Source organism: Ralstonia mannitolilytica, from assembly GCF_905397375.1.
Lineage (GTDB): Bacteria > Pseudomonadota > Gammaproteobacteria > Burkholderiales > Burkholderiaceae > Ralstonia > Ralstonia mannitolilytica.
Genome location: NZ_CAJPVG010000005.1, coordinates 71,863 through 85,642, shown reverse-complemented (window position 1 = coordinate 85,642; position 13,780 = coordinate 71,863). Strand labels below are relative to the sequence as shown.

General features: G+C 67.5%; 10 protein-coding genes. 3 read left to right on the top strand and 7 right to left on the bottom strand.

What is annotated here, in order from left to right; genetic code table 11:
• Window positions 1-2: 2 nt before the first annotated feature.
• The 6 genes from KHN96_RS11995 to KHN96_RS11970 form a co-directional block, all read right to left on the bottom strand.
• Window positions 3-935: a MaoC family dehydratase gene (locus tag KHN96_RS11995; RefSeq protein ID WP_062739042.1), complete on the bottom strand. Its 933-nt coding sequence runs from the start codon at window positions 933-935 to the stop codon at window positions 3-5.
• Between the two features lie 7 nt (window positions 936-942).
• Complete coding sequence (locus KHN96_RS11990) at window positions 943-2,355, bottom strand: 3-oxoacyl-ACP reductase (RefSeq protein ID WP_115043828.1); 1,413 nt, start codon at window positions 2,353-2,355, stop codon at window positions 943-945.
• Window positions 2,356-2,387: 32 nt separating this feature from the next.
• Entirely contained in the window at window positions 2,388-4,898 is a 2,511-nt protein-coding gene (locus KHN96_RS11985) for an acyl-CoA dehydrogenase (RefSeq protein WP_062739040.1), read from the bottom strand.
• Between the two features lie 117 nt (window positions 4,899-5,015).
• Complete coding sequence (locus KHN96_RS11980; RefSeq protein WP_062739039.1) at window positions 5,016-6,050, bottom strand: TetR/AcrR family transcriptional regulator; 1,035 nt, start codon at window positions 6,048-6,050, stop codon at window positions 5,016-5,018.
• Window positions 6,051-6,307: 257 nt separating this feature from the next.
• Window positions 6,308-7,342 (bottom strand): histone deacetylase family protein, encoded by a 1,035-nt coding sequence (locus KHN96_RS11975; RefSeq protein WP_062739038.1) that lies wholly within the window; start codon window positions 7,340-7,342, stop codon window positions 6,308-6,310.
• 24 nt (window positions 7,343-7,366) lie between these two features.
• A complete protein-coding gene (locus KHN96_RS11970) occupies window positions 7,367-8,674 on the bottom strand; it encodes an MFS transporter (RefSeq protein WP_045785862.1) in 1,308 nt (435 codons plus the stop codon).
• Window positions 8,675-8,816: 142 nt separating this feature from the next.
• Here KHN96_RS11970 and KHN96_RS11965 point away from each other — a divergent pair, with 142 nt between their 5' ends.
• From KHN96_RS11965 to KHN96_RS11955, 3 genes are all read left to right on the top strand, one after another.
• Window positions 8,817-9,815, top strand: a complete 999-nt coding sequence (locus tag KHN96_RS11965) for a LysR family transcriptional regulator (RefSeq protein WP_062739037.1) — start codon at window positions 8,817-8,819, stop codon at window positions 9,813-9,815.
• A 224-nt stretch (window positions 9,816-10,039) separates the two neighbouring features.
• The gene (locus tag KHN96_RS11960; protein WP_062739036.1) at window positions 10,040-11,662 is read left to right on the top strand and encodes a DEAD/DEAH box helicase; all 1,623 of its coding nucleotides are present in this window, start codon (window positions 10,040-10,042) and stop codon (window positions 11,660-11,662) included.
• 5 nt (window positions 11,663-11,667) lie between these two features.
• Entirely contained in the window at window positions 11,668-12,711 is a 1,044-nt protein-coding gene (locus tag KHN96_RS11955; protein WP_062739035.1) for a serine/threonine protein kinase, read from the top strand.
• A 27-nt stretch (window positions 12,712-12,738) separates the two neighbouring features.
• On the opposite strand, the gene KHN96_RS11950 is transcribed toward KHN96_RS11955, so the two are convergent.
• Window positions 12,739-13,635, bottom strand: coding sequence for a pirin family protein (locus KHN96_RS11950; protein ID WP_062739034.1), 897 nt, complete (start codon window positions 13,633-13,635; stop codon window positions 12,739-12,741).
• Between the last annotated feature and the right edge of the window lie 145 nt (window positions 13,636-13,780).

The window sequence follows — 13,780 nt, the reverse complement described above, 5'->3', positions numbered from 1 at the left end:
GTTCAGTCTCCGGTGTGTTCCTGTTGTGCCGGCAGCAGCGTGAGCACGCCGCGCAAATAGGGTTTGTCGCCCGCGATGTTGCGCACCTCAAAGGCGCGCCCGGGTGTCGCGGCTTCGGCCTGCCACAGCGTGGCCGCGCCCGGCAGCGAAAGCGGCGTCTTGAACTCGGCGACGACCTCGCCTGCCGTGAGCGGCGTGGCCGGCAGCAACGCCGCCACGGCGCGCGCCTTCGTCCACATGCCGTGTGCGATCGGGTGCGCAAAGCCGAACAGTTTCGCGCCGATGGCCGAGACGTGGATCGGGTTCCAGTCCCCCGATACGGCCGCGTAGCGGCGGCCCGTGTCGGCAGGCACGTCCCAGTGGCCGTCGGGCGACAGACCTTGCGCCGCGGGCAGCGCAATCAGCGGCGCCCCCTGCGGCGATTGCACGCCAACGCGCAGATACGTGGACAGCGATTCCCACACCACCGCGCCCGTCCGGACAATGGCCGTCTCGATGGCGAACGCCTGTCCGCGCGGATGCTGGAACAGCCGCCGCGGGCGCACCTCCACCCGCACGCGCTCGCCGATCTGCAGGCGCTGGTGCTGCCGGATCGTGTTGCACAGGTGCACCAGGCCGATCACCGGATACGGAAACGCCGATTCCGTCATCAGCATGAGCTGCAGCGGAAAGCCCAGCACATGCGGATACGTCATCGGCACGCCGTGCGCCGGCGAAAAGCCGCACACCGCCCCGTATTGCGCGATGTGCGCGGCATCGAGCGGCACCTCCTGGCGGACCAGCGTGCGGCGCGGCAGCGGCCCGCCGCGCTTGCCCTTGCGTTGCGACAGCAGCGCCCGCCATGCCAGCGTGCCGGGCGACGGCGCTTCCGTCACCAGCGTCTGCGTGGCAGTGAACGGCGTGGCGGGCAGGCGTGCGGTGGGGGTGGCGCGCATGGTCGTCTCAGGCTCCGAGCAGGCTTTGGCCGCACACGCGCACGACGTTGCCGGTCACACCGTTCGAGGCGGGGTTTGCAAACCACGCAATCGCTTCGGCCACGTCGACCGGCTGGCCGCCCTGGCTCATCGCGTTCATGCGGCGGCCCGCTTCGCGGATTGCGAACGGTACGGCCGCCGTCATCTGCGTCTCGATAAAGCCGGGCGCGACGGCGTTGATGGTGATCCCACGTTCGGCCAGCAGCGGCGCGCTCGCCTGCACGAGGCCGATCACGCCTGCCTTGGACGTCGCGTAGTTGGTCTGCCCGAGGTTGCCCGCAATGCCGCTGATGGACGACACGCAGACGATGGCGCCGCCCGAGCGCAACGCGTTGGCCGCGAGCAGCGCCTCGTTGATGCGCAGCTGCGCTGCCAGGTTGATGTCGAGCACGGCCCGCCATGCGGCTTCGGTCATGCGGGCGATCGTCTTGTCGCGCGTGATGCCGGCGTTGTGCACGAGGACGTCGATGCCTCCGAGCGCGGCGATCTGCTGTGCGAGCAGGGCAGGCGTCTGCGGCGCGGCGATGTCATACGCCAGCGCTTCGCCGCCGATCTCCTGGGCGACGCTGTTCAACCCGTCCTGCGCGGCTGGCACGTCGAGACACAGGACCCGCGCACCGTCGCGCGCGAGCACGTGCGCAATGGCAGCACCGATCCCGCGCGACGCGCCCGTGACCAGCGCGGTGCGCCCGGCCAACGGTTTTTGCCAATCCACCGAGCGCGGCACCGCGGCGCCAACGCGCACCACCTGCCCCGACACATAGGCCGAGCGCGCCGACAGCAGGAAGCGCAACGTCGATTCCGCCGCGCCTTCGGCGCCTGCCGCAACGTAGACGAGCTGTGCCGTGCAGCCGCGCCGGATTTCCTTGCCGAGCGAACGGGTCAGCCCTTCGAGCGCACGCTGGGCAATGGCGGCCTCCGGTGTCCTGCAGCGTTCGGGTGGGCGTCCGATCACGACTACGCGGCCGCAGCGTCCGATCGCGCGCACACCGTCGTGGAAGACGTGGTACAGCGCGTCGAGCCCGTCAATGGAGGTGATGCTCGTTGCATCGAAGACGATGCCGCCGATGCGGTCGAACGCATCGCCGTCCTTGCCCGTCGGCGCGACGAAGCGGCCTGTGATCTGCCCATGCCGGTTGGCCGCGCCGAGCCATTCCGGATCGCTTTCATGAAAGCGTGTCGGCACACCAATCCCGGCAAACAGCGCGGCGAGCACCTCGCGCATCGCGCCGCCCGGTGCCGCACCCACCAGGAACGGGCCGACGAATTCCGGCTCTCCCGGCCGATAGCGGCGCAGCGGCACCGGCTGCGGCAGGCCCAGGTTGGCCGAGAGCCACTTGCCGAAACTGGAACCGACGAAATCGAGGTACTTGTCTTGCATCGTTGTGGTTGTGTGGTGGCGCGTTGGTGGTGTTACGCCGCGCGGCGCTCGGTGGTCTGCAACGCGTCGAGCGCATCCTTGCGGCGCTGCAGGTCGGCCAGCAGGTTGAAGTCCGGCGGGAAGTCATCCACGGCGACGGCGTGTTCGCCGAAGCGCGCGTAGTCGCACAACTGCTTGCGTTCCGCCTCGTCGATGAGCTTCTGTGCCACGGCTTGTGCGGTCCACGCTTCAAAGTCGGGGAGGCTCTGCGGCACGGGCGGAAGCTTCCCCTCGCGGATGGCGGGTTTCAGGCGCTGCTCGATGGCGTCCACGGTCGGCTGCAGGCGGAAGGCTTCTTCGCCGTAGGCGATCGGGTCGATGTCGGGCGTGGGGCAGTACGAATCGGCCAGCAGGCGATCGCGTGCGGCCCCCGGCGTCTGCATCAGTTCGGCCACCTGCGCCGCAAGCGCATCCGACGGTTTGCGATACGGGGCACCGAACGGGAAGATCATCGCGCGAAGCAATCCGGCGATGCCCGCGCTCGGGAAGTTCGCCAGCACGCCGTCGAGCGCGTCCTGCGCACGCACCAGCGCATCCTGCACCGACCAATGCACGAGCGGTGCATCTTCGGCCGGGCGGCCTTCGTCTTCGAAGCGCTTGAGTGCAGCCGAGACCAGGTACATCTGCGAAAGGATGTCGCCAAGGCGCCCGGTGATGCTCTCGCGGCGCTTGAGTGTGCCGCCCAGTGTGAACATCGCCACGTCCGACAGCAGTGCCAGCGCCGTCGAGAAGCGGTTCACGGCGCGGTAATAGCGCTGCATCTCGGGCGCGGCGTTGCCTGGCGCCGGCGCCACGCGGCCGCCCGACAGCGCATGCAGGAACGCCCGCACGAAGTTGCCCGCGATGAAGGCGCCGTGGCCGAACAGCGCTGCATCGAACGCGCGCAGCGTCTCGGGCGAGTCGGCGCCTTGCGCGGCGGTCATCTCGCGCAGCACGTACGGATGGCAGCGGATCACGCCCTGCCCGAAGATGATCAGGCAGCGCGTCATGATGTTCGCGCCTTCCACCGTGATCGCGATCGGCACCTGCTGATACGCGCGCGCCAGGAAGTTGTTTGGCCCCATGCAGATGCCCTTGCCGCCGACGATGTCCATCGCATCGTTGACCACATCGCGCGCCCGTTCGGTGACGTGGTACTTGGCAATGGCGGAGATGACCGAAGGCTTCTCGCCGAGGTCCACGGCAAGCGCAGACAGGCGCCGCGCCGCATCCATCATGTAGAGATTGCCGCCCATGCGGCCGAGCGCCTCCTGGATGCCCTCGAACTTGCCGATGGGGGTGCGGAACTGGCGGCGCACGGCGGCATAGGCGCCCGTGCTGCGCACCGCCAGCTTGGCCAGCCCCACGTTGGACGACGGCAGCGAGATCGCGCGGCCCGCAGCGAGGCATTCCATCAGCATGCGCCAGCCGCGGCCGACCTGCGCCTGCCCGCCGATCACCCAGTCGATCGGGATGAACACATCCTTGCCCCAGTTCGGGCCGTTCTGGAACACCGCGTTCAGCGGCCAATGGCGGCGGCCGATGTTCACGCCCGGATGCTGGGTCGGGATGAGCGCGCACGTGATGCCGGGCTCCTTGTCGCCGCCGAGCAGGCCATCCGGATCGACCGCGCGGAAGGCCAGGCCCAGCACCGTCGCAATGGGGCCGAGCGTGATGTAGCGCTTGCTCCAGGTCACGCGAAAACCAAGCGTCTCGCGGCCTTCGTGCATGCCGCGACAGACCACGCCGACATCCGGGATGGCCGCCGCATCGGATCCCGCATACGCGTTGGTCAACGCAAAGCAGGGAATCTCCTCACCGCGGGCGAGGCGCGGCAGGTAGTGGTTCTTCTGTGCCTCGGTGCCGTAGTGCAGCAGCAGCTCGGCCGGCCCCAGGGAGTTGGGCACCATGACGGACACGGTGGCCGCCGAGCACCGCGTTGCCAGCTTCATCACGACCTGCGAGTGCGCATAGGCCGAGAACCCTTTGCCGCCGTACTCCTTCGGGATAATCATGCCGAGGAAGCCGGCCTCCTTGGCGTACGCCCACGCTTCGGGCGACATGTCCTGCCAGATCTGCGTGCTCTCCCAGTCGTTGGCCAGGTCGCAGAGCTTCTCGGTTTCCACGTCGAGGAACGATTGTTCTTCGGGCGACAGGCGAGGCTGCGGTGAAGACAGCAGGCGCGACCAGTTCGGCCGGCCCGAGAACAGTTCGGCATCCCACCAGACCGTGCCGGCCTCGATGGCGTCGCGTTCGGTCTGCGACATCTCCGGCATGATCTTGCGGAACATCGCCAGCACGCGCCGGGTGATCAGAGCGCGGCGCAGCGGCTTGATCGCGAGCACCAGCGCAGGCAGCACGAAGACGATGGCGAGTACGGTGGTCGCCGCCGGGCCCACGAGGCCGAGCCACGCGCCGGCGGCCAGCCACACGCCGGTCATGATCAGCCAGGCGAGCGCCGAGGCTTCCATGCTGGCAAGCCCGAGCGCGGCGATGCAAAGCAGGACGATCCAGATCGTCGTCATGAGGGTCTCCGTTGGATGCGTTCATGTGCCGTACGTGTCGGCGGGCGGCATCACGCCAGCGCCCGAGCGACTGCCGTGCCTGGGCGCGACGGCGCCGCGCGGCGAGTACCGGGGCGGTCAGGCTCCCGGACTGCGCCACGGGCGCATCGGGTTGGCCGGAAAGATCGCGCGCGCCGCGTTGCTGCGGCGGATGGCCAAGGCCCGTGTGCGTGCGGTCGGTGCAGCCGAGGTGTCGGCCTCGTCGTCGTGATCGCCGTGTTCATCGGCGTTCAGTCCGTCGTGTTGCTGCATGGCGGTGCGTGCGCCAGGCGTGCGGCCAAAGAGATCGCCCGGGAATGGCGATGCGGTGGCCGGCGTGGCGCTGCGCTCCGTCAGGCGGCCGCCCTGACGGCCGGCGCCGCCGTGGCCGCCATCGTTGCCGCCGGCCGCGTCGTCGGCATGTGCCACCGGTGTGGGCACCTGCGCTTCGGCCAGCTCGACCACCTGGTCCAGCGCTCCCGCCTCGCCCGGCAACGGCGCATTCAATGTGGCCACCACCAGCGCGGTCAGGCGTGCCAGCAGCGATGCATCGTTCATCGGCTTGCCCTGCGTGAACAGCGGCAGCAGGTTGTTCAGGTCGTCACCCGCCAGCACGCCTGCCAGCGCCTTGAGCGCGAAGTGCAGGCGCCAGCCGAGTTCCGGGCGCGGCACGTGCGGCAACGCACGGGAGAAGGCTTCGAAGAACCGATCGAAGACCGGCGCGTAGTGGCCAAGCAGGTAGTTCTGCACGAACGGCGAGGTGTCGGAGTACACGCGGCCCATCAGGCGCAGGAAGGCGGGGCCGCCCGTTTCCGGATTGCGCGCCATCTGCAAGGCCGGCACGAACAGCGCGCCCAGCACGTGATCGCAGGAAAGCTGCTCCTTCGTCCAGCGCTCCTCGCAGGCGGTCAGCAGGGCGAGCCGGCGCGTGTTGAGCGGATCGAGCCGGCGTCCGAGCACCGACTGCATCAGCGCTTCCTTGCTGCCGAAGTGGTAGTTGACCGCGGCCAGGTTGACCTTGGCGCGCGCCGTGATCTGCCGCAACGACATCGCCTCGTAGCCGAACTCGATGAACAGCAGTTCGGTGGCTTCCAGAATGCGGCCCTTGGTGTCTCCTGCTCCAGGACGTCCCATGTCTCCAACCTCTTGTTTTGGTCCGATACCGGCGCGCGATTGCTGCATTGCAGCGCTCGAACGAACGATTCAAACATGTGTATTTGTGTTGCTCGGGCATGTTAGGAACAGACGTTTGAAAACGCCAAGCGTGCGATTCGAGCAAGCACTCTAGAGGGGGAGAGGTTTCGGCGGGGACGCCGGTGGGACGGGCCCCGCATGGAGAGTGGGCGCAAACATTCGGCGCAGGGCCGAAGCGCTTGCGCCCGGGCGGGAGGTCAGCCGGCCGGCCGAAGCGGCGCTTGAAGCCCGCCAAAGAATGCTGCGGCGTTCTGTGCGAGGGTGGCGAGGTGATACCCGCCTTCCTGCACCACCAGCGTCGGCAAGCCGGTCGCGCCGATGGCCTGCCCAAGACGACCAAAGCCTTCGGTGGACACGTCCACCTGCGATTGCGGATCTTCGCGGTAGATGTCAAAGCCGAGCGAGAGCACCAGCACGTCAGGCTCGAAGCGTGCCAGCGCGGCCAGCGCTTGGTCGAGCTTGTCAAAGAACACCGATTCCGGCGAGCGATGCGGCATCGGCAGGTTCACGTTCAGGCCCAGGCCGTCGCCGGTGCCGCGCTCGTCGTCAAAACCGGCGACGACGGGGTAGAAGTTGGTCGGGTCTCCATGGATGGAGACGTACAGCACATCGGCGCGGTCGTAGAAGATTTCCTGGATGCCCTGGCCATGGTGCATGTCGGTGTCGAGAATGGCGACGCGCTGGAACCTCCCGCGCAGCGCCTGCGCGGCGATGGCAGCGTTGTTCAGGTAGCAGAAACCGCCAGCGGCCTCGCGTCGGGCGTGATGCCCCGGCGGGCGGCACAGCGCATACGCCATGCGCTCGCCGTTGAGGATGGCCTGCGCACCGGCCGCTGCGCTCTGTGCAGACCAGTAGGCCGATCGCCACGTGTTCTCCCCCACGGGGCAACTGCCGTCGGCCAGGTACCGTGCCGCCTGGGCCAGCACGCCGCGCAGCGCGTTCGGTTCACGCACGAAGATGTTGGACATCACCTCGTCGCCCCAGTCTTCGGGCAGCCGCTGCCATTCGGCATGGGCGTTCTGCAGGAAGCGCAGGTAGGGCTCGCCGTGCACCGCGGTGAGCGGCGCCACGCCATGGTCTTCGGGTCGCGTGATGGTGAAGCCGAGATCGCGCGCCGCCTGCAGCAGGTGGATGGCGCGGTCGGGCACCTCTTGCGGCGTGCGCATCTTGCCGCGCGAGTAGTAGCTCTGCGGGTGGTGCAGGAGCTGTTCAGGATGGAAAAACGTGAGCATGGTGAAGCAGGTGGATGGAGATCGTTACGCGTTCACCGCATCGGCAGCCGGTGCGCGGCCGCATTGGCGTGCATCGATGGCCGCGATGCACAGCAGCGACACACCGGCGAGCAGCGTGTAGAACACCGCCAGCGGCCACCACTGGCCGTGAAAGCGCTGCGCGAGGACGGTGCCGACCAGCGGCGTGAGCCCGCCCGCCACCGCACCGCATACCTGGTACGACAGCGAGATCGCCGAGTAGCGCACGCGTGTCTCGAACACACCCGACACGAAGCCCGCGATCACCGAATAGAAGCTCGCCATGCACACCACGGCCAGCGCAATGCCCAGCACCATCAGCGGAGCGTGGCGCGTCTGCACCAGCAGGAACATCGGATACGGCGAGGCCATCGCCAGCAGCGCCATCAGCTTGAGGAAGCGCGCGCCGCCGAGCTTCTCGGAGAGCCACGCCGCGAGCGGCTGCGCGAGGAACTGGATGATCGCCACGGCAAACAGGCAATCGAGAATCAGCGTCTTGGGCAGCGACAGGTACTGCGTCGTGTACGCAATCATGAACGTGTTGGTGAAGTACACGCCCGCGATGCCGATCGTGTTGGCGCCGATGCACAGCAGCAGCGGCACGCGCGCCGTGCGCCAGACCTCGGCGATCGGCAGCTTGGCCGTCTTGCGTTGCGCCTGCATCTGCGCAAACTCGGGCGATTCGTTCACACCAAGGCGGATCGCCACGCCCACGAGCAGCAGCACCGCGCTTGCCAGGAAGGGCAGGCGCCAGCCCCAGTCCATGAACGCGTCTTTCTCCATCGACGTGACGAGGCGGAACGCCAGCAGCGAGAGGATCAACCCGGCCGGGCTGCCCAGCTGCGCGAACGAGGCAAAGAACGTGCGCCGGCCCTGGGGCGCATGCTCGCCGGCCATCAGCACCGCGCCGCCCCATTCGCCGCCGACCGCAATGCCCTGCACCACGCGCAGCACCACGAGCAGGACCGGGGCGATGGCGCCGGCGGTGGCGTACGTCGGCAGCAGGCCGATGCCGATGGTCGCCAGGCCCATCATCGTGAGCGTGATCATCAGGGCTTTCTTGCGGCCGATGCGGTCTCCCCAGTGGCCGAACACCACGCCGCCGAGCGGCCGGGCGAAGAAGCCCACCGCGAACGTGCCGAACGACGCGAGCGTGCTCAGGAACGGATCGCCGCCCGGGAAGAACAGCGGCCCGAATACGAGCGCGGCGGCGGTGGCGTAGATGTAGAAGTCGTACCACTCGATCATGGTGCCGACAAAGGCGGCGGTGGCCGCGCGCGCAGGCTGGCGCCCGCTCGGTTGAGACAGTTGCATGGTGGTGCTCCTCGCAAGTTTTTTTACTCGCCGCATCGAGGCGGCGATGCGTGTTTATTGCCGGTTGACGGGTATTAGTCAAATTCTGAATACTTATTCTTCGCATAAATTCAACTCATATTCAGAGGAACGACCGGCCATCATGGAACCGTCTGCCTTCGACCCCGCACTCGTCAGCGACCGGCTCGACTGGAACCTGCTGCGCACGTTCCTCACCATCGTCCACGAGCGCAGCATCAGCCGGGCTGCGGTACGGCTGCACATCACCCAGCCGGCGGTGAGCCTCGCGCTACGGCGCCTGGAAGGCCAACTCGGTCACACGCTCATCGAACGGCGCGGCTCGCGCTTCCGCCTCACGCGCGCGGGCGAAGATGTGCTGCGCATTGCCACCGATGTCTACGGCAACGTCGCGCGGCTCGGCTCCGAACTCGGCGAGCCGCAGGACGATGTAAGCGGCGTGCTGCATCTGCTGACCGTCAGCCGCATCCAATCGGGCGTGTACGACGAATGCCTCGCGGCGTTTCATCGGCATCACCCGCGCGTCGATCTGCAGGTGGACGTGATGCGCAGCGCGGACATCCTCGATGCACTGGCGCAAAAGCGCGCCGGCATTGGGCTGAGCCTGTGCCGGACGCCGGCCGAGAAGCTTGAGCGGCAACTGTTCCTGCGCCAGCGCTATGCCGTGTTCTGCGGACGGCACCACCGGTTGTTCGGGCGCACCGGGCTGTCGATCGACGACCTGCTCGGCGAGAACTTCGTCTCCTTCATGAGTGATCAGCTCGGCGATGCGCTCTCGCCGCTGGCGGTGTTTCGCGATCAGAAGGGATTCACCGGTCGTATCGTCGCCACCTCGCCGAGCCTGGACGAGATCAAGCGGCTGGTGTTCGCCGGCTACGGGATCGGCTGCTTGCCGGAACACATCGTGGCGGACGATCTCGCGCAGCAGAGGCTGTGGCGCTTGCCGCCGGAGGAAGGGGTGGCGGATATCGACCTGTACTTGCTGTGGCACAAGGAGCGGCGGTTGACGCCAGCGGAGACGGCGTTTCTGGCGCACTTTCGGCGCTATATGGCCAGGTATTCGTTGGCTGAGCGGCTGGGGGATGTGGTGAATGCGCCCTTGGCGGCTTTGCGGGGGGGATGAAGGGGGGCGCTGGTCCATCCGTGTTTCGTGCCCTGCCGGGCACGAAACAACGGATGCACCACAACCCGAAAACCAACACCAACAAAACCCCCCACCCCGCATCCTGCTAAACTACGCCCCTTCTCGCAGTCCCCGGGGTCCAGTCGCCCCGTCACCTACCCAGGCTTTGTCCACGATTGGCGCACGAACGAATGCGCGGGACACGCCGGTCCAATCGCTTTTCCATGTCGTTTTCCGAACTCGGCTTGTCAGACAAGCTGGTACGTGCCGTGGCCGAACTCGGCTACGCAGAACCCACTCCGATTCAACGCCAGGCCATCCCCGCCATCCTCAAGGGCGGTGACCTGCTCGCCGGCGCACAGACCGGCACCGGCAAGACCGCCGGTTTCACGCTGCCGTTGCTGCACCGCCTGTCTGCATCGCAGCCCAACAAGGTGCAGACGCCGCAGGGCATGCGCTTCCCGATCCGGGCGCTGGTGCTGACGCCCACGCGTGAGCTTGCCGCGCAGGTGGAAGAAAGCGTGCGCGCCTATGGCAAATACCTGCCGCTGAAGTCGATGGTGATGTTCGGCGGCGTCGGCATCAACCCGCAGATCGATGCGCTCAAGCGCGGCGTCGATATCGTCGTGGCCACGCCGGGCCGTCTGCTCGACCACGTCGGCCAGCGCACCATCGACCTGTCGCACATTGAACTGCTGGTGCTGGACGAAGCCGATCGCATGCTCGACATGGGCTTCATCCACGACATCCGCAAGATCCTCAACATCCTGCCGCCGAAGCGTCAGAACCTGCTGTTCTCGGCCACGTTCTCCGACGACATTCGCGAACTGGCCGACCGTCTGCTCGACAAGCCGGCGCTGATTGAAGTCGCGCGCCGCAACACGACGGCCGAGACGGTCGAGCAACGCATCTATCCGGTTGACCGCGAGCGCAAGCGCGAACTGCTCGCCAAGCTTGTACGCGACAACGACTGGCACCAGGTGCTGGTCTTCACGCGCACCAAGCATGGCGCGAACCGCCTGGCCGAGCAGCTCACCCGCGACGGCATCCCCGCGCTGGCCATTCACGGCAACAAGAGCCAATCGGCACGCACGCGCGCGCTGACGGAGTTCAAGGCCGGGACGCTGCGCGTGCTGGTCGCCACCGATATCGCCGCGCGCGGCATCGACATCGACCAACTGCCGCACGTGGTCAACTTCGACCTGCCGAATGTGCCGGAAGACTACGTGCACCGTATCGGCCGCACGGGCCGCGCGGGTGCGCAGGGCGAGGCGATCTCGCTGGTCTGCGTGGACGAGCACGGCCTGCTGCGCGACATCGAACGCCTGATCAAGCGCGAGTTGCCGCGTACCGTGCTGGAAGGCTTCGAGCCGGACCCGACGATTGCGCCGGAGCCGATTCCGAATGGGCGCAACAACGCGCGTGGCGGTCGCCCGGGCGGTGGTCGCGGCCAGCCGCGCCAAGCCGCTGGCGGCAATGCCGCGCCGCGCGAACCGCGTGCTCCGCGAGAGCCCCGCGAGCCGCGCCGTGAATCGACCGGCAGTGGCCAGGGGCAGAACCAAGGCCAAGGCCGCAATGGCGGCGCAAACCGCCAGCGCCAGGCGCAAGGTCAGCGCGACGGCCAGGCGGCACCGAAGCCGCGGGGCGGCAACGGCGGCAATGGCCAATCGCAGGCGCGCGGCCAGCGCCAAGGGCAGGCGCAAGGCAACGGGCAGGGCGGCCATCCGCGTCGTGCGCAGAGCACGCAAGCCGCGCAACCTGCACAGAAGACCGCACAGCCGGCCAAGCAGCCGTTCAACGGCCTGTTCGCCAAGGCCGCTGCATTGCTCGGCGGCCGCAAAGGCTGACGTTCATGCACGGCAGCGACGACAGCGGCCTGCCCGCATCCGCCGAAGCGCCATACGGCGGCCTGACGCCCGACAGCATCCTGGATGCGCTGGCGGAGGTCGGGCTGATGCCGGACGGCCGCATGTTCGCGCTCAATAGCTACGAAAACCGCGTGTACCAGGTCGGCGTGGAAGACGGCGCCCCGGTGGTGGTCAAGTTTTACCGGCCGGGCCGCTGGACCGACACGCAGATCGTCGAAGAGCACACCTTTACGGCGGAACTGGCGGCGGCGGAAATCCCTGTGATCGCGCCGCTGGAAATCGATGGCCGCACGCTGCACGCGTTTGGGCGCTGGCACTTCGCGATCTTCCCGCGCTGCGCCGGCCGCGTGCCCGCCATCGACCGCGACGACACGCTCGAATGGATGGGGCGCTTCCTTGGCCGCATCCACGCCGTCGGCGCGCAGCGTCCGTTCATGGCGCGGCCCGCGCTCGACATCGACACCTTCGGCGTGCAATCGCGCGACTGGCTGCTCGAACACGATTTCATCCCGTCCGATCTGCTGCCCGCCTGGCGCAGCGTCGCCGACGCCGCACTTGATGGCGTGCGCCGCTGCTACGACCGCGCGGGCGACGTCTCACTGCTGCGCCTGCACGGCGATTGCCACGCCTCCAACGTCCTCTGGATCGAAGAAGACGACGCCCGGCAAGGCGACCCGCTGCGTTCGGCCGGCCCGCACTTCGTCGATTTCGACGACAGCCGCACCGGCCCGGCCGTGCAGGATCTGTGGATGCTGCTCTCAGGCGATCGCGCATTGATGCAGTCGCAGCTGGCCAGCCTGCTCGCCGGCTACGAGGACTTCTGTGAGTTCGACACGCGCGAGCTGCATCTGGTGGAAGCGTTGCGCACGCTGCGCCTGCTGCACTACAGCGCGTGGCTGGCGCGTCGCTGGAATGATCCGGCGTTCCCTGCCGCGTTTCCGTGGTTCAACACGCAACGTTACTGGCAGGACCGGGTGCTGGAATTGCGCGAGCAGATCGCGCTGCTGGACGAACCGCCGCTCTGGTGAAACCGAGCGGCGGTTTTTCTTTGAGGCTCAGGCGAACTTGCCGGCCTGGAAGTCACGCACGGCCTGGAAGATTTCTTCCTGCGTGTTCATCACGAACGGGCCGTACTGCACAATCGACTCGTTCAGCGGCTTGCCCGCGATCAGCAGCACGCGCGCCGGCGCATCGTCCGCGCGGATGTCCACGCCGTCGCTGCCTTCCGTGTTGGCCAGGATGGCCATCTGCTTGTCGTCCACACGCTGCAGGCCGGCGTTGCCCGGCGCTTTCGCATCGCCCACCATCGCGCTGCCGCGGAACACGTAGACGAACGCGTTGTGCTTTTCCGGCAGCGGCTGCGCGAACGACGCCCCGGCCGGCAGCGTGATGTCCAGATACAGCGGCTGCGTCGCTTCGCGCGTCATCGCGCCTCGCACGCCTTGCGACTCCCCGGCGATCACGCGCACGGCCACGCCGTCCTGCGTCGTGAACTCCGGAATCTCTTCGGACGGGATGTCGCGGTACCACGGCGTCGTCATCTTGTCGCGTGCGGGCAGGTTCAGCCATAGCTGGAAGCCTTCCATCACGCCGTCTTCCTGCTCGGGCATTTCGGAGTGCACGACACCGCTGCCTGCCGTCATCCACTGCACGCCGCCATGCTGCAGCAGGCCTTCGTGCCCGGCGCTGTCGCGGTGGCGCATGCGGCCCGCGATCATGTACGTCACCGTTTCGAAGCCGCGGTGCGGATGGTCGGGAAAGCCGGCCAGGTAGTCGTTCGGGTCATCGCTGCGGAATGCATCGAGCATCAGGAACGGGTCAAGCCGCCGTTGCAGGTTGTTCGTCAGCACGCGGGTGAGCTTCACGCCGGCGCCATCCGAGGTCGGCCGGCCCGTGATGATGCGCTCCACCCGACGGCCGCGCTGCACTTGGGCTTGCACGAGGGTTTCCATGTCGTTCTCCTGGGTTTGGGGATTTGTCATATCCCGAATGTAGGGTAGTTGCCCTGTTTGCACTAGTCGGTTATTGTGGGAAAAAATGTTGCTCACGGCGAGACAATGAAAACCACAAGCCGGCGGGCGCCCCAATCAGGAGGAA

What these genes read in the sequence shown, in the direction of transcription:
- KHN96_RS11985 (WP_062739040.1), bottom strand. Translation starts at nt 4,898, where the DNA reads ATGACGACGATCTGGATCGTCCTGCTTTGCATCGCCGCGCTCGGGCTT.
- KHN96_RS11995 (WP_062739042.1), bottom strand. Translation starts at nt 935, where the DNA reads ATGCGCGCCACCCCCACCGCACGCCTGCCCGCCACGCCGTTCACTGCC.
- KHN96_RS11960 (WP_062739036.1), top strand. Translation starts at nt 10,040, where the DNA reads ATGTCGTTTTCCGAACTCGGCTTGTCAGACAAGCTGGTACGTGCCGTG.
- KHN96_RS11980 (WP_062739039.1), bottom strand. Translation starts at nt 6,050, where the DNA reads ATGGGACGTCCTGGAGCAGGAGACACCAAGGGCCGCATTCTGGAAGCC.
- KHN96_RS11990 (WP_115043828.1), bottom strand. Translation starts at nt 2,355, where the DNA reads ATGCAAGACAAGTACCTCGATTTCGTCGGTTCCAGTTTCGGCAAGTGG.
- KHN96_RS11950 (WP_062739034.1), bottom strand. Translation starts at nt 13,635, where the DNA reads ATGGAAACCCTCGTGCAAGCCCAAGTGCAGCGCGGCCGTCGGGTGGAG.
- KHN96_RS11975 (WP_062739038.1), bottom strand. Translation starts at nt 7,342, where the DNA reads ATGCTCACGTTTTTCCATCCTGAACAGCTCCTGCACCACCCGCAGAGC.
- KHN96_RS11970 (WP_045785862.1), bottom strand. Translation starts at nt 8,674, where the DNA reads ATGCAACTGTCTCAACCGAGCGGGCGCCAGCCTGCGCGCGCGGCCACC.
- KHN96_RS11955 (WP_062739035.1), top strand. Translation starts at nt 11,668, where the DNA reads ATGCACGGCAGCGACGACAGCGGCCTGCCCGCATCCGCCGAAGCGCCA.
- KHN96_RS11965 (WP_062739037.1), top strand. Translation starts at nt 8,817, where the DNA reads ATGGAACCGTCTGCCTTCGACCCCGCACTCGTCAGCGACCGGCTCGAC.